21 protein-coding genes are annotated in these 23,986 nt (G+C 54.5%); 11 read left to right on the top strand and 10 right to left on the bottom strand.

Features of this window, described 5'->3' with window-relative positions:
- Positions 1-24 precede the first annotated feature (24 nt).
- The 3 genes from PanJK_RS00515 to PanJK_RS00505 are packed head-to-tail and all read right to left on the bottom strand — an operon-like array spanning position 25 to position 2,039.
- Positions 25-1,338 carry a 6-phospho-beta-glucosidase gene (locus PanJK_RS00515; RefSeq protein WP_265296725.1) on the bottom strand — a complete coding sequence of 438 codons (1,314 nt, stop codon included), beginning with the start codon at positions 1,336-1,338 and terminating at the stop codon, positions 25-27.
- Entirely contained in the window at positions 1,331-1,672 is a 342-nt protein-coding gene (locus PanJK_RS00510) for a PTS lactose/cellobiose transporter subunit IIA (protein WP_256698694.1), read from the bottom strand. The genes PanJK_RS00515 and PanJK_RS00510 overlap by 8 nt, the downstream gene beginning before the upstream one ends.
- 58 nt (positions 1,673-1,730) lie before the next feature.
- Entirely contained in the window at positions 1,731-2,039 is a 309-nt protein-coding gene (locus PanJK_RS00505; protein WP_061719412.1) for a PTS sugar transporter subunit IIB, read from the bottom strand.
- A gap of 288 nt (positions 2,040-2,327) precedes the next feature.
- On the opposite strand from PanJK_RS00505, the gene PanJK_RS00500 reads away from it, so the two are divergent.
- Both PanJK_RS00500 and PanJK_RS00495 read left to right on the top strand, forming a co-directional pair.
- Positions 2,328-3,275: a MurR/RpiR family transcriptional regulator gene (locus PanJK_RS00500; RefSeq protein WP_265296723.1), complete on the top strand. Its 948-nt coding sequence runs from the start codon at positions 2,328-2,330 to the stop codon at positions 3,273-3,275.
- 277 nt (positions 3,276-3,552) lie between these two features.
- A complete protein-coding gene (locus tag PanJK_RS00495) occupies positions 3,553-3,789 on the top strand; it encodes a hypothetical protein (protein ID WP_414858917.1) in 237 nt (78 codons plus the stop codon).
- Here the strand turns inward: PanJK_RS00495 and PanJK_RS00490 are convergent.
- Positions 3,776-3,916 (bottom strand): hypothetical protein, encoded by a 141-nt coding sequence (locus PanJK_RS00490; RefSeq protein ID WP_008106109.1) that lies wholly within the window; start codon positions 3,914-3,916, stop codon positions 3,776-3,778. The two genes, PanJK_RS00495 and PanJK_RS00490, sit on opposite strands and share 14 nt — an antisense overlap.
- Positions 3,917-3,987: 71 nt before the next feature.
- On the bottom strand, positions 3,988-5,121 hold the full coding sequence (blaPSZ, locus tag PanJK_RS00485; RefSeq protein WP_265297380.1) for a PSZ family class C beta-lactamase: 1,134 nt from the start codon (positions 5,119-5,121) through the stop codon (positions 3,988-3,990).
- Positions 5,122-5,237: 116 nt separating this feature from the next.
- Here blaPSZ and ampR point away from each other — a divergent pair, with 116 nt between their 5' ends.
- A complete protein-coding gene (gene ampR, locus PanJK_RS00480) occupies positions 5,238-6,116 on the top strand; it encodes a LysR family transcriptional regulator AmpR (protein WP_256698691.1) in 879 nt (292 codons plus the stop codon).
- Between the two features lie 27 nt (positions 6,117-6,143).
- Here ampR and clcA read toward each other — a convergent pair whose 3' ends face one another.
- Together clcA and PanJK_RS00470 are read right to left on the bottom strand one after the other, a co-directional pair.
- Positions 6,144-7,532, bottom strand: a complete 1,389-nt coding sequence (gene clcA, locus PanJK_RS00475; protein WP_265296722.1) for a H(+)/Cl(-) exchange transporter ClcA — start codon at positions 7,530-7,532, stop codon at positions 6,144-6,146.
- A 152-nt stretch (positions 7,533-7,684) separates the two neighbouring features.
- On the bottom strand, positions 7,685-8,161 hold the full coding sequence (locus PanJK_RS00470; protein WP_061719259.1) for a ferritin-like domain-containing protein: 477 nt from the start codon (positions 8,159-8,161) through the stop codon (positions 7,685-7,687).
- Between the two features lie 195 nt (positions 8,162-8,356).
- Between PanJK_RS00470 and PanJK_RS00465 the strand changes: the two genes are divergently transcribed.
- Positions 8,357-8,629 carry a hypothetical protein gene (locus PanJK_RS00465; protein ID WP_256698689.1) on the top strand — a complete coding sequence of 91 codons (273 nt, stop codon included), beginning with the start codon at positions 8,357-8,359 and terminating at the stop codon, positions 8,627-8,629.
- Positions 8,630-8,645: 16 nt separating this feature from the next.
- Here the strand turns inward: PanJK_RS00465 and PanJK_RS00460 are convergent, their stop codons facing one another.
- On the bottom strand, positions 8,646-8,891 hold the full coding sequence (locus PanJK_RS00460; protein ID WP_256698688.1) for a hypothetical protein: 246 nt from the start codon (positions 8,889-8,891) through the stop codon (positions 8,646-8,648).
- A 4-nt stretch (positions 8,892-8,895) separates the two neighbouring features.
- Complete coding sequence (locus PanJK_RS00455; protein ID WP_008102026.1) at positions 8,896-9,057, bottom strand: YnfU family zinc-binding protein; 162 nt, start codon at positions 9,055-9,057, stop codon at positions 8,896-8,898.
- Positions 9,058-9,328: 271 nt separating this feature from the next.
- Between PanJK_RS00455 and PanJK_RS00450 the strand changes: the two genes are divergently transcribed.
- From PanJK_RS00450 to PanJK_RS00430, 5 genes are all read left to right on the top strand, one after another.
- Positions 9,329-17,926 (top strand): GH36-type glycosyl hydrolase domain-containing protein, encoded by an 8,598-nt coding sequence (locus PanJK_RS00450; RefSeq protein ID WP_265296720.1) that lies wholly within the window; start codon positions 9,329-9,331, stop codon positions 17,924-17,926.
- 106 nt (positions 17,927-18,032) lie between these two features.
- Positions 18,033-19,403 (top strand): amidohydrolase, encoded by a 1,371-nt coding sequence (locus PanJK_RS00445; RefSeq protein ID WP_265296719.1) that lies wholly within the window; start codon positions 18,033-18,035, stop codon positions 19,401-19,403.
- Between the two features lie 149 nt (positions 19,404-19,552).
- Positions 19,553-20,263, top strand: coding sequence for an SDR family oxidoreductase (locus PanJK_RS00440; RefSeq protein WP_265296718.1), 711 nt, complete (start codon positions 19,553-19,555; stop codon positions 20,261-20,263).
- Between the two features lie 139 nt (positions 20,264-20,402).
- Entirely contained in the window at positions 20,403-20,846 is a 444-nt protein-coding gene (locus PanJK_RS00435) for a hypothetical protein (RefSeq protein WP_256698684.1), read from the top strand.
- A gap of 5 nt (positions 20,847-20,851) precedes the next feature.
- On the top strand, positions 20,852-21,397 hold the full coding sequence (locus PanJK_RS00430; protein ID WP_265296717.1) for an RNA polymerase sigma factor: 546 nt from the start codon (positions 20,852-20,854) through the stop codon (positions 21,395-21,397).
- A 28-nt stretch (positions 21,398-21,425) separates the two neighbouring features.
- Here PanJK_RS00430 and PanJK_RS00425 read toward each other — a convergent pair whose 3' ends face one another.
- On the bottom strand, positions 21,426-22,337 hold the full coding sequence (locus PanJK_RS00425; protein ID WP_265296716.1) for an MBL fold metallo-hydrolase: 912 nt from the start codon (positions 22,335-22,337) through the stop codon (positions 21,426-21,428).
- Positions 22,338-22,579: 242 nt separating this feature from the next.
- Here PanJK_RS00425 and PanJK_RS00420 point away from each other — a divergent pair, with 242 nt between their 5' ends.
- Positions 22,580-22,909 (top strand): gamma-glutamylcyclotransferase family protein, encoded by a 330-nt coding sequence (locus tag PanJK_RS00420; protein ID WP_265296715.1) that lies wholly within the window; start codon positions 22,580-22,582, stop codon positions 22,907-22,909.
- A 194-nt stretch (positions 22,910-23,103) separates the two neighbouring features.
- The gene (locus PanJK_RS00415) at positions 23,104-23,898 is read left to right on the top strand and encodes an MBL fold metallo-hydrolase (RefSeq protein ID WP_265297377.1); all 795 of its coding nucleotides are present in this window, start codon (positions 23,104-23,106) and stop codon (positions 23,896-23,898) included.
- The last annotated feature ends 88 nt before the right edge of the window (positions 23,899-23,986 follow it).

Below are 23,986 nucleotides of genomic sequence, written 5' to 3'. Positions count from 1 at the left end.
CCTCTGGCTCGGTGGCGCAACGGATTATGGCGTGGCGAACTGCGGTAGCCACGGCTTATTAAGGGTCAGCACTTCTTCCAGCAACGCTTCGGCGGTTGCGACATCACCGACTAACGGATTGCCGAGCAGCGCCAGCAGCGCTTGCTGACGATCGCCGTGCACGGCGGCTTCGATGGTCAAACGTTCAAACGCTTTGATCTGCTGCGTCAGGCCATTCATCAGCGGCGGCAACTCGCCAAATACCAGCGGATGCGCGCCTTGCGCATCTACCAGGCAGTTCACTTCCACCACCGCATCATCCGGCAGACCATGAATCGCGCCGTTGTTGCGGCAGTTCACCACCAGATTGTTGCCGCTGTCGTTATGAATCGCGCTGATCAGCTCAACCGCCACTTCGGAGTAATACGCGCCGCCACGAAAACTCAGTTGTTCAGGTTTGTGCGCCAGATGCGGATCGGCGTACAGCTCGAACAGCTCGGCTTCCACTTTCATTACCTGCTCCGCGCGCGTGCCTTCGTGACCGTTTTGCGCTTTCTCCTGCTCTTCAGCCAGCATCTGCGGCGTTTGCCAGTAATAGCGATGATACGGGCACGGAATCGCCTTGAGCGCGCGCAGGAACTGCGGCGACCATGGCATATCTTTGATGTTATTCATGGTGAGCGATTGGCCATCGCACAGTTGTTCAATCACCTGTGAAGTGACATCTTCGCCGCGACAGGTCACCTGATGCACCCATACCAGATGATTGAGCCCGGCGAAGCGCAGTTGCACCTCATCCCAGGACGCGTCGAGCATGCCGGCAATCATGTGGTGCATATTCACCGGCACATTACACAGGCCGATAATTTTCGCCTTGCTGTAGCGCGACACCGCTTCCGTCACCATCCCCGCCGGATTGGTGAAGTTGATGATAAAGGCATCTGGCGCCAACTCTTCCACTTTGCGCGCCACCTTAAGCATCACCGGAATGGTGCGCAGCGCTTTGGCAAAACCGCCCACGCCGGTGGTTTCCTGGCCGAGTCGTCCATATTTCAGCCCGAGGCGCTCGTCTGCGGCACGCGCGGCGAGTTGACCCACACGCAGCTGCGTCAGCACAAATCGGGAGCCGCGAATCGCTTCATCGAGTTCAAAATGCACGCTGACTTTCACCTGCTCCAGCCCATTTTGCTGCAACATACGGCGAGTGAGATCGGCGATGACATGTACCTTTTCACGCCCCTGCTCGACATCCACCAGCGCCAGTTCCGTCACCGGCAGCTGCGCATAACGATTGATGATCCCTTCTACCAACTCCGGAGAATAGCTGCTGCCACCACCAATAATGGCCATCTTAAGCATTCGTGCCTCCTGCCGCAGTGCGGCGGTAAAGTTCAATGATTTCGCCTGCCAGATCCTGAATCAGCATGGCGTTCATCAGATGATCCTGGGCATGGACCAGAATCAGCGTGACGGGCAACTTGCCGCTGCCTTCGTCCAGACCAATCAGCGCGGTTTGCTGCTGGTGCGCCGCACTAATGCTTTCACTCGCCGCCGCCAACTGCTGTTGCGCCTCGCTGAAGCGCCCTTCTCGTGCCAGCCGCAGCGCGCTGATTGCCGCGCTGCGCGCTGCGCCGGCTTGCACCAGCAGCAGCATAATTCCCTCTTCAAACTCGATAGCCACGATTTCAGACATGCAAAATCCCCCACAGCACAAGCCGTGTAATGTCGGTTAGATGGGTTAAAACGGACAGTTAGGCGGTGTGTAACGCCAGCGCTTTATCAAGCACCTGTTCGCCACGCATCATGCCGTAATCCATCATGTCGATGACGGCGACAGATTTGCCCTGCGGCGCGGCAATGGCGGTAAGACGGGCAGCTTCGAACTGCACCTGCGGGCCGAGCAGAACGACATCGGCATCCGGCAGAATACGTTCGAATTCCGCCACCGGCACAGCTTTGATATCGATCTCCAGACCGCGACCTAAAGCAGCGTGCTGCATTTTGCTCACCAGCATGCTGGTGGACATGCCTGCAGCACAGCAAAGTACGATGCGCATAATTTCTTCTCCTGTGATTTGTCCCGGCCATTTAAGACCCGTCTCAGAGAAGCTGTAAAGTGGCTGCGGGCAGATGATTTTCTGATGGTTTGATAATTTACTAATATAAATCATAGACATATAACAAAATACATCATGAAAATATTTTTCACGAGTGTGATCTTAACCGTAATTTAACAGTAACAACCCTGACAATCGGCGATGAAAAATGGTATTTCGATGAAAAAAAACTCAACATGAAAAATTATTTCATGCATGATGGACGCTCGCTAATGAGGATATGATGAGCTGATGGATATTGTCTGGCAATTACGGCAGCAATCGGAGCGCGCGGATGCGCAGGAATCGAGGCTGGCGCGTTTTTTTCTGGCTAAATTGGGTGCGACTGAGCAGGCCACCATGGAAAGTCTCGCCACGCAGGCTGGCGTGAGTCCGGATGTGCTGCGACGCTTTGCCACGTCGGCAGGCTGTCAGGATCTCGATGATTTTCTACATCAGGTGCGTAAAGCCGGTCAGCAGAAGGATGTCGAATTTATTGATGTCATCCGTCAGCGTCAATCGTCGCTGAGCCAGCAGGAGAAACGTGTGGCCGAAGCGATTCTCAGCGATACCGCTTTTGCCGCATCCGCCACCATCGAACAACTTGCCGGACGTGCCGAAGTCAGTGCCGCCACTATTACCCGCTTTGCCCGTTCGCTGGGTTGCGAAGATATCCGCGATTTGCGCATGCGGCTGGCGCGTGCGCCACAGGTGCGAACCCGTAACGCGATTGCGCCTATAGAGGCGATTATTCAAGCGCTAACCCAGCAATACGCGCAAGCGGAAACCGCAATCTGGCAACGTGCCGCAGAGATGTTACGTAAGGCCAGAAGCGTACTGCTGATTGGCGCGTCGGGCCTACAAACTGCGCTGTCTGCGGAAGTCCATCAACGCCTGCAAGGCGCTGGATTGCCCATCGCATGGATTCAGGATGACAACCTGCTGAGCATGACGCTGAGTCGTTTACAGCCGGATGATCTGTTGCTGATTCTCGCGCCTGACGCGGTTAACAGCCACGTGCTCAGCACGGTACACCATGCCCATATTCAAAAAACGCCGGTGATCGCGCTCTGTGCGCAGACCTTAGACCTGGCGAATCAGGCCGATATCTGGCTGCCGCTGCCAGAGGCAAAAAACGCACGGCGTTACGGCATTTTGTTTGCGCTGGACCGGTTGGAGTCAGCAATAACTATTCCTTAAGTAAAACTACAGCATCCTGAAATTTGCAAAAGTAAAACGATCCGCGGGCTGTTCAACAGGCGCTCGGCAAGCATCATCTGGCGTTAGCCGATGCCATTTGGCTGATGTTTGAAGGTGTTCTCACTTCAGCGTTAATTATTGGTGCTTCGCAGGCGTGCGAAGCCGGTAAAAACGCCGCTCTGCAGCTTTGCCGCTTACTGCGTGGCAGTGCTGCCTCGCCGTTCCCTTGCTGCTTCTGGCGTTCAGCCATCACTACTCAGTTTGGCTATTTCCCGCCGTGGCACTGGGTGGCGCCGCGTACGTCACGCTCTCGGGCGTATTGCTGGTGTGGGGCGCAGCATCAACGGAAAATGTCCCCGCCATCGGCGTAGGCATGCTGTTCTTCATGTTGGCGACGGGCCAGGTCATTGGATCGCTACTGTTCGGACAACTCTATGCGCAGGCAGGCGCGTCAACCGTATTAACACTGTTTGCCGCCCTGCCGTTACTGGTGATGTTGATTATTCGTCGTTAAACGGATCTTTTTTGTCATCTTCGCTGTCATCGCGCGTTCTGGGAATCTCACCGTGTTCACTGGGATTGTCCTTAGCGGGATGTTTTTCATCATTCACGTCACGTTTATCTTTTGGGTGATGGCTCATTTGCAGCTCCTTGGTTAATCACCCATTAAGTGTAGTTGATCTAAATGGGGCGAAAAGTTCGCCCCACCCGCTTACTGCACCGCTTTCAGGATCTGCATCGCCGCTTTAACCCGCTCGGTATTGGGATAATTTTTGTTCGCCAGGATCACAATGCCGACCTGCTTCTCTGGAATAAAGGCGACATAAGCCCCAAATCCGCCCGTTGCGCCGGTTTTATGCACCCACGACGCGGTGACACGCGGATGTGCTTTCGCATCCCTTACCGGCTGCGGACCGAGCGCTACCTTGTTATCCGCGCCCTTCACTGCCATGTCTGCCTGAGCGGGCCAATTCAGCATTTCCCACCCCAATCCCTGATATAACGCATCGGTACGATAGAAACGCGTTTGCGCGAAATTCAGCGCCTGCTGCAGCGTTTGGTCTTTTACCTGCTGCGGATCCATGTTGGCCTGCATCCAGCGCGCCATATCTTTAATTGACGACTTCACGCCATAGGCTTCGGCATCCAACATGCCCGGCGACACGCGCACCGGCTTGCCTTCGCGGTAACCCCATGCGTAAGCATCCTTCTCACTGTCCGGCACGGTGATAAAGGTGTGCTTAAGCTGCAGCGGCGTAAACACGCGTTGCTGCATTGCTTGCTCAAATGTCAGCCCGCTGGGTTTCGTCGCCAGCCAGCCAAACAAGCCGATGCTGCTGTTCGCATACTGACGCGTGTTGCCCGGCGCCCATTGCGGTTGCCATTGTTGATAGAAGTTCGCCAGCGCCTTTTCATCGGTCACGACATCAGGAACCTGCAACGGCAAGCCGCCGGCGGTGTACGTCGCCAATTGCAGCAGCGTGATGTCACGCCACTGCGGCGTATTCAGCGCTGGCCAGTATTGGCTGGCGCGATCGCTCAGTGCGATCTCGCCTTTGTTCACCGCGACGCTACTCAGCACGCCGGTGAAGGTTTTACTCACCGAACCCAGTTCAAACAGCGTATCTTGCGTGACCGGACGCTGCTGTTTTTCATCCGCCATGCCCCAGGTGAAATAGTGCGGCTGGCCTTTAACCACCACCGCCACCGCCATGCCGGGAATGGCTTGCTGCTGCATCAGCGGTGTGATGGCCTGATCAACGATGGCGTCCACATCAGGCGTCGCAGCGAACGCCATTGAGCACGCCGATGTCAGTGCTGTTGCTATCAAAGTTTGAGAAATCAATTTCACTGTTATTAACCTTCCGGGTTGTTGTTCCGCGGGCAGTTTGCCCACTTTGACAGGCAGCAACAAACTGTTAATTTTAGCGTCAGACAATAGAAATTCTTACAGGTCACCGCATGACTCGCCCTTATATTCCACTTAACGCGCTCAGAGCCTTTGAAGCCGCCGCACGTCATCTAAGTTTTACTAACGCTGCTATTGAGCTGCATGTAACCCATGCAGCCGTAAGTCAGCAGGTGAAATCGCTGGAGCAGCAGCTCGGCTGCCAGCTGTTTGTGCGGGTATCGCGCGGATTGATGTTGACCACCGAAGGCGAAAGCCTGTTGCCGGTATTAAACGATTCATTCGATCGCATTGCCGATACGCTGGATCGCTTCTCATCGGGTCAGATGCGCGAGAAATTAAAGGTCGGCGCGGTGGGAAGCTTTGCCACCGGTTTGCTGTTGCCGCTTTTAGAAGATTTTAACCGCCGCTATCCGCACATAGAGCTGCAACTCTCCACCCACAACAATCGCGTCGATCCAGCCGCCGAGGGCCATGATTACACCATTCGCTTTGGCAGCGGCGCCTGGCACGGCACCGAAGCGCAGTTTATTTGTTCAGCCCCGTTATCGCCGCTGTGTAATCCCGCCATTGCCCGGCAGTTGCAGCAGCCTGCAGACGTGCACAAATTCACCCTATTGCGATCGTTCCGCCGTGATGAGTGGAGCCAATGGCTGCACAGCATTAATGAACATGCGCCATCACCTGCGCATCCGGTGATGATTTTTGACTCATCCCTGACGATGATCGAAGCGGCATTACTGGGCGCGGGGATTGCGCTGGCACCGGTGAAAATTTTCAATCACCTGCTGCAAAGCGAGAGGCTGGTGCGCCCTTTCGCCGCAGAAATCGATCTCGGCGGCTACTGGTTAACGCGTTTGCAGTCGCGACCTGAAAGCACCGCAATGACGGCGTTTTCAGATTGGTTGATGAATGCGCATCAGACGTCGTAGGGTCGCCATTCATGGCGACCGATTCACCTACTGCACATTTATCTGTTTCGCTTTCGCCAGCGTGCGCGCAAGAATTGAGGAGTACAGCGGTTTGCCGCCGAAGAATTGCGCGGCCAGCGTCGCGCCGAGACAGGTAATGATCATCGGCAAAATCAGCTGATAATTGTTGGTCATCTCCAGCACCAGCACAATGCCGGTCAGCGGCGCACGCACCGAGGCCGCAAACAGCGCGCCCATACCAGCCACGGCAAAGGTTGCTGGCTCCAGATACAAACCCGGCAACCACTGCATGCAGAGTTGGCCGAAGCAGGTACCTAACAGCGTGCCCAACGTCAGCATCGGGGCAAAAATACCGCCCGGCGCGCCGGAGGAAAAACAGCAAATAGTTATCAACGTGCGCAGTGCGAAAATGGCAAAGAGCGCCAGCGCGCTGTAAGCTCCGCTGGAGAAATCAGGAATCAGCGCAATCCCGCCGTTAATCGCTTGTGGCAGAAACAGACCAATCACGCCACACATCCCCGCCAGCAAACTTCCCCACAGCACCCAGGGTGCAACGCGGCCTTTATGCAAACGCTGAAACTGATCCTGCGCGAGGAAAATGAAGCGGTTAAACGCCACGCCGCAGCCACCAAATAACACGCCCAACACTAAATAAAGCCACAGCGTATTGGTTGGCGCATCCTGCAGCTGACCAATATTAATGATTGCTTCGTTGCCATTACACACGCGGAAAACAATGCTGGAAACGATAACGCCAACAAACACCGCTTTGATGGAAATCAGGCTGTAGCGAAACTGCGGACGCATCTCTTCGATAATAAACAGGATGCCGGCCAGCGGCGCGTTGAAAGCGGCCGACAAACCAGCTGCAGCGCCGGTTGCCAGCAACGTGTGGCGAGACTCAGAAGATTTTACGCGGAACAGATCAACACACATGCCGCCGATATTGCCGCCCAGTTGCACGGTCGGTCCTTCGCGACCCAGCACCATGCCTGATCCTAACGCACCCATGCCGCCGATAAATTTCACCGGCAGCACGCGCCACCAGCGCACCGGACGAAGTTCCTCCAGCGCGCCTTCAATTTCGGGAATGCCCGATCCGCCCGCTTCCGGCGCGAAACGTCGCACCAGCAAGTAGCCGACAGCGCCTAATAGCGCAGAGAGCATAAACGCGCCGGCGATTTTCACCAGCAGATTGTCACCCGCACCCTCAAGCCAGCTTAAGCGCGTATGCACCACAAAATTGACGGCTTTATCAAAGGCCACGCCAACCAGGCCGGTTAACACACCGACCAGCGCGGCCAGCAGCAACAGCGCGACGGGCGTTTTGTCGCGGCGTAGTAGTTTCTGCATCAATAAGAAGCGCCCAGCACGTAAGGTCGTGTTGGGCTCTGCGGAGTGACCGTTGGCAGGCATGCAAATCCTCTGTTTTCATAACCGTGTTCAAACGTGAGTTTGAGAAAAGAGGCATTAGCATACTGAGAATGAAGTGATTTTTAACCCAGGAATTCGCAAGCGGATTTTTCAGGTTGGAAGAGGCTGGCTGCATTAGCCTCCTCCACGGTGGATTAGTCCTGCTCTTCAGCAATCAGCGTCAGTTTTTCGTCGGTGGCTTTTTCTTCTTCCAGCGTTTCACCCAACAACTTCGCGGCATCCTGATAATCCAGTTTTAAGGCTAACGCGCGCAAAGTACCGTAGGTGGCGATCTCATAGTGTTCAACCTTCTGCGCAGCACCGATCAGTCCGGCATCGCAAACCGGCCCTTTCTCCACTTCATCGATGATCTCCTGCGCTTCTTCAGCCAATCCTTCCAGCGCATGACACTTCATCCGTTTGATCTGCACACCTTCAGTGAGTTCAACCAGTTGATCGATACGTTCAATTTGTCCGCGTGTCTCTTCCAGATGCTGTTTAAAGGCTGCGACCAGATTAGGATCGGTGGCTGCACGAATCATTTTTGGTAACGCTTTAGTGATCTGTTTTTCTGCGCTGTAAATATCAGAGAGATCATGCACAAACAGATCGTGCAGTGTTTTAATCGTCATAATATTGCCTTTTGATAAAGTAGGATGTCAGGTAGGTAAAACGTGGGCGAGAAGGAATAATAAATTGCGCCGACACATAAGACTGACTTAATCCTGGCGGACATTACACAATTCACAAGCGAAGCCTTAAAAATAAACACCACGCATTGTTTAATTCATTGCCAGAATTAAAGCAGGTTAATCGGAGACATAATCATGAAAAAACCAAGACAACCCGAACTCAGCGGTGAAATTATTCACGAACGTACTTTACTCCCGCTCGGTTTAATTTCTCTTTACGAAGTCGTCTTCAATAACGGCAAATATGCCGTTATGCGCCTGGATAAAGATCAACCCTTTCATCAGGGTGACATTTTTAAACGCATAAATGATCGCTGGTATTGTGATGAAAAATTAATACATCCACTGGGGTTTCAGTTTGTCGATCGGGCTGAAGCGCAGCGGTCATTTATCGAATATGAGCGGTAATATTTATTTTTCGTTTTCATATTATAGAGTGAACAGTGGCAAGATGGTTCGGTTGCGCGGGTGGCAATGACATCCAGAAATCAACCCCCATGCTGGTTTCATATTCTGCGTGTGACTCAAGAAAAATATGCTCACCGCTGCGCGACTGCCCGCCGTAAAGCCAGCCCCCCTGCACTTCGCCATTATCAAATTGCACGATGCACTCCTGCTTGTAGCCCGGCGCTTGTTCATTTAAATCAATCCATTCAAGAATATGGCGCATGTGTCTATACCTCAGCAATAAACAGTGATTTACAGTGCGGGCACAACATAGCCTGCCCGCGCGCTTGTTTTAAGGAAGATTGCGGGCAGAATTTTTTACACACTGGACACTGCGTTTTTATTTCCCGGCGCGATAAACCTTCTAAAAATTGATTTAACCAGCTCATGATTTTTTCCTTTTTCAGTTAACTTATTCTAACACACCTCACTTTTTTCACTGCAACTAACACTTGACAACATTGTTAATGATCTTCAACCCCATCATTACACTCATTTAAATATTTTAAATTTACTTTAATTATATAAAGCCAACCGTCAAATAAATTCAACGCTATACTCAATAAAGACAGAACAGTTTCCTCGCCCACTCTTATACCGTCAATCTTCCTGTTGATAGTGCTGACTTTTATAATCCATTGGATTTTTTGCGACGCCATTATGAAAAATAAAATTCCCACCGGATCAATCATCGGCAGTAGTGCGCTTCCAGCAACCGCACGCGCCAGTCTTGAATTATTGCCTGACAGCGGCATCTATCAGGCGAACCGGCCAGACGTTTTTTCCGAACAGCAAATGGCAAAATATGGCGAGCGACTGGCAAAAACGCATCATCTTTCTGACGCCAAAAAAAACTATAAGTTATTGCAGCGACTAAGTGAAAACGAACAGGCGCTGATAAAAAGTGCAGAAATATTAAGTACCGGTGATAAGCGTAATCTGACGCCGGCTGGCGAGTGGCTGTTAGATAATTTTTATATCATCGAAGAACAAATTCGCATGGTACGCCATCTGTTGCCGACCAAATTTGGTCAGGGTTTACCCGCGCTTGAAGAGCCCACCCACGCGTTACGTATTCAGGCGATTGCTGATGAGTTGATCAGTCACAGCGACGGCCGCTTAGAATCGACGGTGCTGGCGACTTTTATTCATGCTTATCAGAGGATTACGCCGCTGCTGATGGGAGAACTTTGGGCGCTTCCCGCCATGCTGCGTTTTGCGCTGCTCGATAACCTCGCGCGCATTGCGCAAGGCGTTGCCGAGATCCATCAGGAGCGCAGCCAGGCCGAAGCGTGGATTAATGAGATCGTTCATCACTCCGCCAAAGACGCCACGCGGGTGATTCAGGTGATTGCCGATATGGCACACAAAAACAGCCAGCTTTCTGGCGCGTTTGTCGCCGAACTGGCGCGCAAGCTGAATGGTCAGAATCACTCGCTGGCGCTGACGTGGGTGGAGCAACATCTGCTGAATACCGGGCGCAATACCGCGGATGTGATTGAACAATTCAACCGCCAGCTGGCATTGAGCCAGCTTTCGGTTAGCAACAGCATTGCCGGATTACGCCAGCTCGGCGAAATCAACTGGCAGGATTTAGTCGAATCACTCAGTCTGGTTGAGCAACTACTGCTCAAGGATCCTGCTGGCATTTATCCGCAGATGCATTTTGACAGCCGCGATCAGTACCGACACGTGGTGGAAGAGCTGGCGCGTCAGAGCGAATTCGACGAGCTTAGCGTGGCCAATCAGGTGCTGGCGCTGAGTCGTCAGCCCAAATTGCCGTCGCGCCAGCAGCATATTGGTTACTTTCTGCTGGATAAAGGACGCGCGCAGCTTGAGCAACAGTTAAAGCCGCGCCGTTCCTGGCTCAATCAGGCGCGTCATCATCTCAGCCAAACGCCGCTGCTCTCCTGGCTTGGCAGCCTCACCTTATTGACCACCGCCTTTAGCGCCGAAGCGCTGTTTTTCACCCATCAGGCCGGTATGTCGGTGGTGTTGTGGCTGTTGCTGGTACCGGCGGTGATCATTATCAGCAGCCAGCTCGCCTTACAACTGCTCAGCGAAGTGACAACCCGCACCCGCCATCCGGTTCCCCTTCCGCGACTTGATTACGAGCTGGCGGTGCCGGATAGCGATCGCACCTTGGTGGTGATCCCTTGCTTAATCAGCAGCAAACACGGCACCGATACGCTGCTGCGCTCGCTGGAAACCAGCTATCTCGGCAACGCGCTCGACAACATCACTTTTGCGCTGCTGGCCGACTTCACCGACAGCGTGGATGAACATCAGGTTGATGATGATGAAATCATCGGTTACGCAGTACTGAAAATTCAGGCGCTCAACCGCCATTACAGCAGCAAGTCGCACCACGATGTGCTGTTTTCGCTGCTGCATCGCAACCGGGTTCACAATCCTTCACAGGGCGTTTGGATGGGTTATGAGCGCAAGCGCGGCAAACTGCATGCGCTCAATCGCTGGCTGCAAGGTGAAGCGGAGATGTTTAACGTGATCGTAGGTGCCAGCCAGGCGCAGATGCGCACGGTGAAATACGTCATCACCCTTGATGCCGACACCATTCTGCCGCGCGAAACCGCACACAAGCTGATTGGTATCATGGCGCATCCCCTCAATGCGCCGGTATTTGATGATCGCCTCAACCGCGTGGTGGAAGGTTACGCCATTCTGCAGCCGCGTCTGGCCGAAGAGATCCCGCCCTGTGGACAAGGCCGCTACGCGCGGCTCTCCAGCAGCGTGCCGGGCAACGATGCCTATTCATCGATGTCTTCCGATATCTATCAGGATCTATTTGGCGAAGGTTCGTTTGTCGGCAAAGGCATTTACGATGTGGCGGCTTTCACCCGCGCGACGCGCAATACCTGCCCGGAAAATCTGGTGCTGAGTCACGATCTGCTGGAGGGCTGTTACGCGCGTTCCGGCGTGGTCAGCAATGTGGTGCTGTATGAACACTATCCGGATAACTATCTCAGCGATGTCGCGCGGCGTTTCCGCTGGGTGCGCGGTGACTGGCAGCTGCTGAACTGGTTAAAACTGCGTGTACGTCTGGAGGATGGCGGCTATCAGGCCAATCCGCTGAGCGCGCTTTCGCGCTGGAAATTGTTCGATAACCTGCGTCGCAGTCTGGTGGCTCCTGCCTTGCTACTGCTGATGTTTCTGGCTTTCACTTGGGTAGCGAATCCGCCGTTTTGGCTCGGCTGCATTGCCTTGTTCCTGCTGCTGCCGAGCGTGCTCGCACTGAGCATGGAAGGTATGCGCAAAAGCAAGAAGCGCGCCTGGCAACATCATTTCACTATCTTGTCTTCTGACGCGTTAATGCGCCTGAGCCGCGCGGGACTGACGCTGGCTGCGCTGCCGCATGAAAGTTACTGGTCGCTGAAAGCGATTATCGTCACGCTGTGGCGATTGAACGTCAGCGGGCTGTTTCTCCACGAATGGAAAAGCGCGTCGGCGGGCAGTTCATCGCCCACGCCGTCACTGCGGAACTTTTATCAGGCAATGTGGTTTAATCCGGCGGCGGGCGTTGCACTGTCACTTTTAACCGTGCTGATCAATCCACAACTGATCGCGTTAGCGCTGCCGCTTTCCTTGCTGTGGCTGCTCACGCCGTGGCTGTTATGGCAGTTGAGTAAACCGGCGCAATCGCGGCAGAAAAAACTCTCCGCAGAGCAGCAGCAGTTTTTGCGCCAGACCGCGCGCCATACCTGGGCATGGTTTGAAGATTTTGTCATCGCCGAACATAACCACTTGCCGCCGGATAACTTCCAGGAAGTGTTGCAGCCGGTGGTGGCGCACCGCACTTCGCCGACCAATATCGGCCTGTCGCTGCTGGCTAATTTAACCGCGTGGGATTTTGGCTACATCACGCAGAAGCAGGTAATTAGCCGTTCGCTCGCCACGCTGGATAGCCTTGATCGCATGGAACATTTTCGTGGTCATCTCTATAACTGGTACGACACTTACACGCTAAAACCTTTAAATCCACGCTACGTTTCTACTGTCGATAGCGGCAACCTCGCTGCGCACCTCGCCACTTTGCAAGCGGGCCTTGTGCAGTGGAAGCATCTGCCAGTAATCGCTTTACCGGTGATCATGGCTGGTCTGAATGACGCCTTGATGCTGGCCAAAGCGCAAATGGGCACAGAGCGTCACGATCGCTGGGATGAGCTAGCCGAGCAGTTTGTTGCGCTGCAACAAGTCGCACCCGCCGCGATTGCCAATCATCTTTCATCCTTGATCGCGCTGAGTGAAATTCTGCTGGCGCAGCTCAAACTGCCGCCGTCGCAGGTGAAATGGTTTGAACGCTTTATCCATCAGCTCAGCGATTTCCAGCAAGAGTGGATGCGTTATTTCAGCTGGATCGGGCCGGATGATGTGCTGCCGGACGCTTTGCCCTCGTTGCTGTGGCTGAGTGAATTAAAGCTCCATCGCCCCGGTCTTAATGCTCAGCTCGCCGCTTCCGTGATGTGGTCCGCGCGAGAACGCATGGCGACCTTGCTGGAGCTGGAAGGACGTCTGGAAGATCACGCTAAAATGGACTTCCGTTTTCTCTATGTTGAAAAAAACGCGCTGCTCAGCGTCGGTTTCAACCTCGATAGCGGCCTACTCGACAAAGGCCATTACGATCTCTTCCCCTCCGAAGTGCGCCTGACGCACTATTACGCCATCTCCGCCAATCAGCTGCCGGTAAAAAGCTGGTTCGTGCTGGGCCGCTTGTTCACCCAACTGGATAACAAACCTGCGGTGATGTCGTGGAGCGGCTCGATGTTTGAGTATCTGATGCCGCATCTGGTGATGCCGGTCTACCCGGATACGCTGCTGGAGAAAATGGCGCTCTCGGCGGTGAAGCAGCAGATCGCTTCCGGCGACGCCGCGCAGATTCCGTGGGGCGTTTCCGAATCGGCGTATGCCGCTTTCGATGATAGCCAAAACTATCAATACAAAGCCTTCGGTACGCCCGAGTTAGGGCTGAAGCGTGGCCTCAACGATGATCATGTGGTCGCGCCCTACGCCTCGCTGCTCGCGTTGATGGTGCTGCCGCATCAGGCTACCGATAACCTGATGAAGCTGAAGAAAATGGGTGCCTGCGGGAAATACGGTTTCTACGAAGCGCTTGATTTCACCGCGCATCGGCTGGCGCGCGGTCAGCAATTTGTCGCAGTGAAAACTTACATGGCGCATCACCAGGGAATGGGTTTTCTGGCGATTTCGCATCTGCTGCATGAAGCGCCGATGGTGGCGCGGTTTATGTCCAGCGCACGCTTCCAGTCTTCTTATTTACTGCTGCAGGAGCGCATGCCGGACGACATTGAGCTGTATACGCCGCGTCGTCAGTTCATTGATACCCGCGAGATCAAGCCACGTTCGGACACGCCTGAACTGCGCGAATACAGCGGTTCGGCGGCTCATCTGCCACAGATCCAACTGCTGTCGAATGCCCATTATCATGTGATGGTGACGCAATCCGGCACCGGTTACAGCCAGTGGAAAGGATTGACGTTAACCCGCTGGCGCGCCGATGGCACCAGCAATCAGCACGGCATCTTCTGCTATATCCGCGATCGTCAATCCGGCGAATTGATCAGCCCGACGTTCCAGCCGAGCGGCGATACGCGGCCACAACACATTGCGCGCTTCACCGATGCTGGCGCGGAGTTTGAGTCGCGCGCTGAAACCCTCAGCACCCACATGCAGGTGGTGGTGTCGCCAGAAGATGATGTGGAGATTCGCCGCATCGTCCTCACCAACCATTCACGCCAGCTGCGTGAGATGGATATCACCAGCTATGCGGAAGTGGTGCTCGCCTCCGCTGCCAGCGATATGGCGCATCCGGCGTTCAGCAATCTGTTTGTGCAAACCGAAATTGTTACCGAGCTGGAAGCCATTCTGGCGCATCGCCGCCCGCGTGATGAGAAAACCGAACCGGTGTGGATGTTCCACGCGCTGCTGATTCACGGCACCAGCGAGCGCGATACGCATTATGAAACCGACCGCGCGCAGTTTATTGGTCGCGGCAGGACCCGCGCCGATCCACAAGCTATTACAGCGGAAGGCATACTCAGCGGCAGCGCCGGTGCGGTGCTCGATCCGCTGATGTCGATCCGCCAGAAAATCGCGCTCAACCCGGGTAAATCCATCACCCTCGATCTGGTGTACGGCGTCACTACGCAGCGTGACGCCTGCCTTGGATTGATTGAGAAGTATCGCAACAATGTCTATGCCAATCGGGTATTTGAAATGACGGCGTCGCATAGTCAGGTGGCGCTGCGACAGCTGAATATCCTCGCCGAAGATGCCAGTCTGTATAACCAACTCGCCAGCGCGGTGATTTTTGCCAGCCCTGAAATGCGCGGCGACAGCCAGCGTATGCAGCAGAATCGTCTCGGGCAAACCTCGCTATGGCGCTACTCCATTTCAGGCGATCTGCCTATCGTGCTGGTACGCATCGAAAACGGTACGCAGCTTAGTCTGGTGAGCAATCTGATCAAGGCGCATCAATACTGGCGTCAGAAAGGATTGACGGCGGATTTGGTGATCCTTAACGGCGAGCAAGGCGGTTATCAGCAGCTATTGCAGAATCAACTGCTCAAGATGATTTCATCCGGCGAAACTCAGCTGCTGGCCGACAAGCCGGGCGGCATCTTCCTGCGCCAAAGCGATCACCTTGCCGCCGAGGACGTCACGCTGTTACTCAGCGTGGCAGCCGTGGTACTGGAAGGACGCAATGGCAGCCTGGCCGATCAGCTGACGGTGCTGTTAAAACCGCAGCCGGTTGCGCCGCCTTCCCGCTTCCTGCCGCATAAACAGGCCTTTCCTACGCCCGCTCGCCTCGCCGCAGCGGAAACCTTGCAGCTGTTCAATGGCACCGGCGGCTACAGCGTCGATGGCACTGAATATCACATTCTGCTGTCCCAACATCTTCAGACGCCCGCGCCCTGGTGCAACGTGCTGGCGAATAAACAGTTTGGCAGCGTGATCTCGGAAAGTGGTCAGGCCTACACATGGTTTGAAAATGCGCACGAATACCGCCTGACGCCGTGGCACAACGATCCGGTTAGCGATACGTCGGGCGAAGCCTTTTATCTGCGCGATGAGGAGAGCGGCGATGTCTGGTCGCCGATGCCGCTGCCAATGCGTGGCAACGGTGATTATCTGACGCAGCACGGTATGGGCTACAGCCGCTTTGTGCATCAGGAGCAAGGCATTCGCAGCACGCTCACCACCTTTGTCGCAGCCGAGCAGGCGGCGAAAATCACGCTAATCCAACTCAGCAATCTGTCGGGCAAAACGCGACATCTGTCGATCACCGGCTACGTCGAATGGGTGCTGGGTGAGCTGATGAGCCAATCTGCCCGCCACGTGCAAACTTCATCGGCGATCGTGGCCGATGGCAGCGCCATTCTGGCGATGAATCCGTACACCAGCGCCGGATCGGCGCGCACCGCGTTCTTCGCCGCATCAGGTAATCAGATTGCTTTCAGCGGTAATCGCCTTGAGTGTCTGGGCCGCAATGGTTCAACGCGTAAGCCCGCGATGATGCAAGCGCGTGGCTTATCGGGCAACACCGGCGCGGGGCTCGATCCCTGCGCCACCTTACAAACGCTGACCAGCTTAATTGATGGCGACACGCGCACGCTGGTGTTCGTATTAGGCGCGGCGGAAGATACCACATCTGCGCTGGCGCTGATGCAGCAATTTCTCCCCTCCGAACAGGCGGAAGCCGAGCTGGCAAAAGTGCAGCAGCAATGGCGCGGTCTGTTAAACAAAGTCGAGGTGCAAACGCCCGATGCAGCGGTGAACCTGCTGGCGAACAACTGGCTGCTGTACCAAACGCTGGCCAGCCGTTTGCTGGCACGCAGCGGTTATTATCAGTCGGGCGGTGCGTTTGGCTTCCGCGATCAATTGCAGGACACGTTATCGCTGACCCACGCCGCGCCACACCTGCTGCGCGATCAGCTGGTGCTGTGCGCGTCCCGTCAGTTCCTCGAAGGCGATGTGCAGCATTGGTGGCATCCACCCGCCGGACGCGGCGTGCGCACCCGCTGCTCGGATGATTATCTCTGGCTGCCCTTTGCCCTTTGCCATTACATCACCGCCACCGAGGATGTCGCGCTGTTAGAACAGCCAGTTAGCTATCTTGAAGCGCCGCTGCTTGCGGCCGAAGAAGAGTCGGTTTACAGCCTGCCCAACGTCAGTCAGCTGCAGGAAAACCTGTGGCAGCATGGCTTGCGCGCCATCCAGCATGGCCTGAGATTTGGCGAGCATGGTTTGCCGCTGATGGGTTCTGGCGACTGGAATGACGGCATGAGCGAAGTCGGCATTGCCGGTAAAGGCGAGAGCGTCTGGCTGGGCTTTTTCCTCTACAGCGTGCTCACGCGCTTTTCCGCGCTCTCCACACGTATCGGGCAAGCGGAAGCCGCTACGTTGTGCCAACAGCAGGCTGCAAAGCTGAAAACGGCACTGAATCAGCGCGCCTGGGATGGTGAATGGTTCCTGCGCGGCTACTTCGATAACGGTGAAACTCTCGGTTCACAGCGCAACGCCGAATGCCGCATTGATGCTATCGCGCAGAGCTGGTCGGTGCTTTCTGCTGCAGGCGATCACGATAAATGCGTCTCGGCAATGCAGGCGCTCGATCAGCAGTTAGTTGACAGCGATAACGGCCTGATCAAGCTGCTGACGCCGCCGTTTAATGGCATCGGTCCCAATCCGGGATACATTCGTGGTTATCTGCCCGGCATTCGCGAAAACGGCGGGCAATACACGCACGGCGCGCTGTGGGCAATTATGGCGTTCGCGGAAATGGACCAGGTTGATCGCGCCTGGGAATTGCTGGCGCTGATTAATCCGATCAATCACAGCCTTGATGCGCATGCTGTTGCAACCTACAAAGTCGAACCTTATGTGATGGCGGCGGATGTCTACAGCGCCGATAATCAGCAAGGTCGTGGCGGCTGGACGTGGTACACCGGCTCGGCGGGCTGGACCTATCAGCTGATTATCGAAACCCTGCTCGGCATCACGCGTCACGGCGATAAATTGCAACTGCGTCCACGTCTGCCTCAGGCGTGGCCGGGCGCGAAGGTGATTTATCATGAAGGTGACGCGCGCTATGAAATTGAGATGCTACGTACGTCCGAAGGTTATCAGCTGTGGCTGGATGATGAGCTAAGTGCGGATGATGCCATCACGCTCAGCGGTGAAGCTGGGATTCATCAGGTACGAATTCATCTCCCTGAGTAGCAATCACTGCGGTCATTAGTTTTCACCATAGCCGGCAGTGGGAAATATCACAGCGCCCTGCCAGAGTCTATTTTAGGGTAATTCTCCCCTACAAGGAGAATGACTCATGAGCCTCTTATCACCCGGCAATCGCCGGGATTTTCTTTCCGCCGGCATGAAACTCACCGCCGCAGGCACCTTACTCAGCGCGGGCATGAGCCGCAGCGCTCAGGCGGCGGCAACCTGCCAACCCGCCAATGCCAGCCGTGTGGATGCCACGCACTATCTGCTGCGTAATGTGCGACTGGAAGAAGCTTTTATCCGCAAACAGGACGTGATTACCGCCACGCGCACCGGTTTGTATGATGTCGAGGTGAATGCCGGCAACATCGCCGCCGTGCATCCTGCAGGCGTTAAACTTAATCTGCCCGCATGGGACGCCGCCGGTTATCTGCTGCTGCCCGCCACGCGCGATATGCACATCCATCTCGATAAAACCTTCTACGGCGAAGGCTGGCGTGCCCCGCTGCCGCGTCATAGCGTGATCGATATGATTCACCAGGAAGAGCAGATCCTGCCCGAACTGGTGCCGACTTCTGAAATCCGTGCCGAGAAACTGATTGGCTTGCTGCAATCCAAAGGCAGCAGTTCCGCACGCAGCCATTGCAACATCGATCCGGTCAGCAAGTTACAAGGTCTGGAACATCTTCAGCAGGCGATTGCCAACCATCGCGACGATTTTCACGCGGAGATTGTCGCCTTCCCGCAGCACGGATTACTGCGCTCAAACGTCGAAGGCATGATGCGCGAAGCGATGAAAATGGGCGCGAACTATGTTGGCGGGCTGGACCCGACCAACGTCGACGGCGCGATGGAGAAGTCGCTGGATACCATGTTCAGCATCGCGCTCGATTTCGCCGCACCGATCGATATTCACTTACATGAAACCGAGCCGCACGGCGTAGCAGCGATTCGCTACATGCTGAAAACGGTGCGCGATAATCCGCAGCTGAAAGGCAAAGTGACCATCAGCCACGCATTTGCGCTGGGTACGTTACAGGGTAACGAATTGGCGGCAATGACTGAGGAACTGAAAGAGCAGCAGTTCAGCATCGCTACTACCGTGCCGATTGGCCGGGTGATCATGCCGTTGCCGCAGCTGCGCGCCGCGGGCGTGCCGGTGTGGTCGGGCACTGACACCATAGCCGATCACTGGCAGCCGTTTGGTAGCGGCAGCATGCTGGAAAAAGCCAACGTCTATTCGCAACTCTATCGTGGGCCGGATGAGTATTCGCTCAGTCGCGCGCTAGGTATCGCTACTAACGAAGTGTTGCCGCTGAATAGCCACGGCGAACAGCAATGGCCGAAAGCACAGGATCACGCCACCATGATGCTGGTTAAAGCAAGTTGCTCTGCGGAAGCCGTTGCGCACATCGCGCCGGTAATGGCGACGTTCTATAACGGTAAGCAGACGTTTGGTGGATTGGCGAAGATGTAGACGCCTTGCAAATACCGATGATGGTCGCCATGAATGGCACTCCTACAACGTGTGCGCATTCATGCGCACCAGGTAAACATAGTCAGTTTAGGCATTTGCCTGCGGCTGTCCTTTTCCTTAGCTTGAAATCATCAACAGGAGAGGAACCTATGACAGCATCAGCATTACCGGTGGCGATTGTCACCGGCGGCAACAGCGGCATTGGCCTGGAAACCGTGAAGTTATTGGCGGCCGATCATCAGGTTTACGCCATTGGTCGCAATCAGCAAACTTTGCAGGCGTTGGAACAGGTCACCAATGTCATTCCGGTTGCGCTGGATATCACAGATTTTGCCGCCGTGGCCGCGTTCATCGCCACGCTGGAACGGATTGACGCGCTGGTGCATTCAGCGGCGATCTCGATACTCAGCACCACCTTCTCCGCCACGCCAGAACTGTGGCAACAGCACCTGAATATTAACGTCATCGCGCCGGCTGAACTCACGCGTTTAGCCTTGCCAGCCCTGCGCGCCTCGCAGGGTAAAGTGGTATTTATCAATTCCGGTTCGGGAACGCTGGCGTTAGCAGGACACGTCATTTACTCCGCCTCGAAATTTGCTCTCACCGCGCTGGCGCATGCGCTGCGTAGCGAAGAGAGCGAACATGGCGTGCGGGTCGCGACAGTCGCGCCTGGCCCAACCGATACGCCGATGAACCAAGCCTCGCGTGCCCGCGCGGGCAACCATGCGCCGATCAATCCGCAGGAGTATCTCGACGCGACTTCAGTGGCACGCGCCGTACGCTTTATCGTTGACAGCCCGGAAGACACGCAAATCGCCGATATTGTAATCAGACCACGGAGGGATAAAGCAAAACGTTGATTCCTTAGCAAATAGCCCGCAATTCGAGGCTGCCATCCGGCGGCCTATTTCGCTTTTCAAATTTTTTAGCAATATTCTCACCTCTCATTCGTCTACCTCATCACCCGCACTTATCCGTTAATCTAATGAGGAAAAAACAATGAGAGATTTTGATATGCACAGACACGGTCATCGGGATCATTTTGGTGGGCATCGCCTGGCGAAACCGCTGCTGATGGGCGCGGTGATTATCGCCGCACTGGGCTTGTTGGTGATGTCGCTGTGGAATGCGTTGCTGCCGGGCATCATCGGCGTGAAAAGCATCGGTTTCTGGCAGGCGCTGGGCTTGCTGGCGTTGTGCCGCATCTTGTTTGGCGGTTTGGGATTCCGTCCGGGCATGTTCGGCATGGCGCGCCGCCGCATGCACGAGCGCTGGATGCAAATGACGCCGGAACAGCGCGAAGAATTTATGCAGCATCGCCGCAATCGCTTTGGTCATCGTGGCCACCGCGATCGTTGCGACTGGCATGGTCGTCGTGATGAGCGAGGCGAAGCGCGCCCACAGCCGGAGAATAACCCGCCTAAATCCAGCGACGCCGAGTAATCGAGATGCCGCAGAATTCCCTGCTGATGTCGGCAATCACCGCCTGTCGCACCAAGCTAAATGCATTTATTCGCGGACGAACCGCAGTGCGTGAAGATGCCGACGATATCTTGCAGGAAGTCACTTATAAGCTGATGCAGGTGGAGCAGCCGGTGGAGAATGTCGCCGCCTGGCTGTTCCGGGCGGCACGCAATGAGATGACCGATCGGGCACGAAAAAAGCGTGAGCGGCCGCTGGCCGATTTTTTCGGCGGCAGTGAAGAGAATGATTTCCCGGAAGATGAGCTGGCTGAAACCTTATTTGGCGTGCCGCAAACGCCGGAAGATGAATATCTCAAAACGTTATTGTGGGAAGAACTGGAGGAGGCGTTAGCCGAATTACCGGACGCACAGCGTGAGGTGTTCGAGAAAACCGAACTGCTCGGCTACAGCTATAACGAGCTGGCTGAAGAGAGCGGCAGCAGCGTGCAGACGTTATTATCGCGCAAGCACAAAGCGGTTTTATTTCTGCGTACGCGACTGCGCAACCTGTATGACGAAATAACCGGATAACCCAATTGCCTGGCAATCGGGCCTCTTTTTACCACCACTGTTTCTCTTGCTGCGGCTTTAAAAACTGCACGCCCTGCCCGATCTGCGGCATCGACAGGTTAATTTGCTGTTCCTGCGCCAGCGCCATGATTTGATTAAGCGGATCGTTCCATTGATGGAATGCTAAATCGAAAGCGGCATTGTGAATCGGGAACAGCCATTTCGCGTTGAGATCGATAAAGGCTTTGATGGTGTCTTGCGGCAACATATGAATATCCGCCCAGCGACGGTCATACGCACCGTTTTCCAGAAAGGCCATATCGAATGGGCCGAATTTATTGCCGATCTGTTTGAAACCGTCGAAATAACCGGAATCACCGCCAAAAAACAGGCGGAAATCATCGCTGATAAGGCTCCATGAGCACCACAAACGTTTATTGCTATCGAAAATTCCACGGCCAGAGAAGTGCTGCGATGGCGTCGCAACAAAATGAATCCCGCCGATACTCTTTGATTCCCACCAATCCAGCTGGGTAATTTTTTCCTGCGCAACACCCCAGGATACTAGCAAATCGCCCACGCCAAGCGGTGTGAGGAAATAGCGCACACGATCTTTGAGCTGCAAAATGGTGTGATAATCCAGATGATCGTAATGATCATGCGAAAGGATGATCCCTTCGATCGGCGGTAAATCTTCAAGCGCAATTGGTGCAGGCTGGAAGCGTTTGGGACCAAACCATTTAAACGGCGAGGCGCGCTGGGTAAATACCGGATCGGTTAGCCAATATTTGCCCTGCATTTTAAACAGCAATGACGAATGACCCAGACGAAATACGCTGTTATCCGCCGCCGCGGCAAGCTGCTGTGCGTCGAGTTTTTTTAACGGCAGTGCAGCTTCAGGTGCGGTATTTTTCGGTTTATTAAAGGCAAAATCCCAGAATAGTTTGGCGAATTCAGTCAATCCTAACTGCTGGCGTGGGATCTTATTGTTAAACCTTTTGCCATCGAACTGAGCGGATTGCGGGTAGCTTTTTATATTGCAGCGAGAAATGCTCGAACTATTCAACATTGATCTTTTACCTCTCATCGCGGGTCCTTCAGAATAGCCACTTTTAAGGCATCGCACATCGCATATTGGGCGATTGATGACATCGTCATCGCCAATAGGTAAAGTCACCCTTTTGCTTGATTTTATGAGGGAAAATGAAACGTTTATTTGTTTACGGCACGCTGCAGCCAGGCCAATCAAATGCGCATATTCTGGAAAATATCGGCGGAGAATGGCTGGCGGGATCGGTTCGCGGCACCTTCTATGCACGCGGCTGGGGCGCAGCGGCGGATTTCCCCGGCATTGTGTTGCAGGACAATGGCCCGCGCGTACCGGGTTATCTGTTTGTGTCTGACAAGCTCGAGCCACATTGGCCGATGCTGGATGAGTTCGAAGATGGCTACGATCGGGTGAAAGTGGATGTTACCACCAGCAATGGCGAGCTGATCACGGCGTGGATTTATCAGTTGCAGCCGCAACTATAACTTCACAGCTCGATTTCGTAGGGTGCGCATTCATGCGCACCTGGTCACCATAAATGGCAACCCTACGGGAAATTTCACCCTTTCCTCTTCCACCCCAAATGAGGTGCAACGCCCTTAATACAATCGATGGTGATCTGCGCATGTTCTGATTTCGGCTTCTAGAATGAATCTCAAATAGACGAGAGGAATTCATGATGATCAAAATCTGCACGGCATGCGGCACATCGTACGATGAACAGCAGAGTAAAATCGAACACTGCAAAATCTGTGAAGACGAACGGCAATTTGTGCCGGCCAGCGGGCAAAAATGGATTTCACTGAATAGCTTGCAATCCACGCACTGCAATAAATGGCAGCAACATGCTGCCAACTTATTTAGCCTGCAAACCGTGCCCAGCTTCGCCATTAATCAACGCGCGTTTCTGCTGCAAACGCCGCACGGCAATATTCTGTGGGATTGCATCGCTAATTTCGATGAAGCCACTAAGGCGATTGTCTCCGCGCTCGGCGGTGTTCACGCCATTGCTATTTCGCATCCGCACTACTACAGCACCATGCAGGATTGGGCGGCAGCGTTCGATGCGCCAATTTATCTGCACGCCAACGACAGTGAATGGATTGTGCGCGAAAGCCCGCATATTAGGCTTTGGCAACATGATGAGCTGGAAATTGTGCCGAATGTGAAGCTGATTCGTCTTGGTGGACATTTTGCCGGCGGCTGCGTGTTGTATTGGGCGCAGGAGGGTGGCGTGTTGCTGAGCGGCGATATTGTGCAAGTTACGCCGGGCGCTAATGCGGTGTCATTTATGTGGAGCTATCCGAATATGCTCCCGTTATCAGTCACTTCGGTAAGAGATATTACACGTCGTCTGGCGGCGCTGAAATTTGCGCGGCTTTATGGCGCATTCGAGCAACGTGAAATTCTCGCTGATGCGCAGCAAATCGTAATGCAGTCGGGTGAGAAATATGTTGCCTGCTTGAACGCCTGAACGAATAGTGAGCAAACGCGCCGCATATGGATGTACAGACGTCTAAACATCCATTATAGTCCGTTCCCTACGTTAAGAGGGGATCTGC

Source organism: Pantoea sp. JK, assembly GCF_026130245.1.
Taxonomy (GTDB): Bacteria; Pseudomonadota; Gammaproteobacteria; order Enterobacterales; family Enterobacteriaceae; genus Pantoea; species Pantoea trifolii.
Note: the sequence above shows the minus strand (reverse complement) of the source record. Positions and strands in the feature narration are given on the sequence as shown.

Coding starts and splice junctions, on each gene's coding strand:
- PanJK_RS00515 (WP_265296725.1), bottom strand. CDS start 1,338: ATGCTTAAGATGGCCATTATTGGTGGTGGCAGCAGCTATTCTCCGGAG.
- PanJK_RS00510 (WP_256698694.1), bottom strand. CDS start 1,672: ATGTCTGAAATCGTGGCTATCGAGTTTGAAGAGGGAATTATGCTGCTG.
- PanJK_RS00500 (WP_265296723.1), top strand. CDS start 2,328: ATGGATATTGTCTGGCAATTACGGCAGCAATCGGAGCGCGCGGATGCG.
- PanJK_RS00490 (WP_008106109.1), bottom strand. CDS start 3,916: ATGAGCCATCACCCAAAAGATAAACGTGACGTGAATGATGAAAAACAT.
- ampR (WP_256698691.1), top strand. CDS start 5,238: ATGACTCGCCCTTATATTCCACTTAACGCGCTCAGAGCCTTTGAAGCC.
- clcA (WP_265296722.1), bottom strand. CDS start 7,532: ATGCCTGCCAACGGTCACTCCGCAGAGCCCAACACGACCTTACGTGCT.
- PanJK_RS00470 (WP_061719259.1), bottom strand. CDS start 8,161: ATGACGATTAAAACACTGCACGATCTGTTTGTGCATGATCTCTCTGAT.
- PanJK_RS00465 (WP_256698689.1), top strand. CDS start 8,357: ATGAAAAAACCAAGACAACCCGAACTCAGCGGTGAAATTATTCACGAA.
- PanJK_RS00460 (WP_256698688.1), bottom strand. CDS start 8,891: ATGCGCCATATTCTTGAATGGATTGATTTAAATGAACAAGCGCCGGGC.
- PanJK_RS00455 (WP_008102026.1), bottom strand. CDS start 9,057: ATGAGCTGGTTAAATCAATTTTTAGAAGGTTTATCGCGCCGGGAAATA.
- PanJK_RS00450 (WP_265296720.1), top strand. CDS start 9,329: ATGAAAAATAAAATTCCCACCGGATCAATCATCGGCAGTAGTGCGCTT.
- PanJK_RS00445 (WP_265296719.1), top strand. CDS start 18,033: ATGAGCCTCTTATCACCCGGCAATCGCCGGGATTTTCTTTCCGCCGGC.
- PanJK_RS00440 (WP_265296718.1), top strand. CDS start 19,553: ATGACAGCATCAGCATTACCGGTGGCGATTGTCACCGGCGGCAACAGC.
- PanJK_RS00435 (WP_256698684.1), top strand. CDS start 20,403: ATGAGAGATTTTGATATGCACAGACACGGTCATCGGGATCATTTTGGT.
- PanJK_RS00430 (WP_265296717.1), top strand. CDS start 20,852: ATGCCGCAGAATTCCCTGCTGATGTCGGCAATCACCGCCTGTCGCACC.
- PanJK_RS00420 (WP_265296715.1), top strand. CDS start 22,580: ATGAAACGTTTATTTGTTTACGGCACGCTGCAGCCAGGCCAATCAAAT.
- PanJK_RS00415 (WP_265297377.1), top strand. CDS start 23,104: ATGATCAAAATCTGCACGGCATGCGGCACATCGTACGATGAACAGCAG.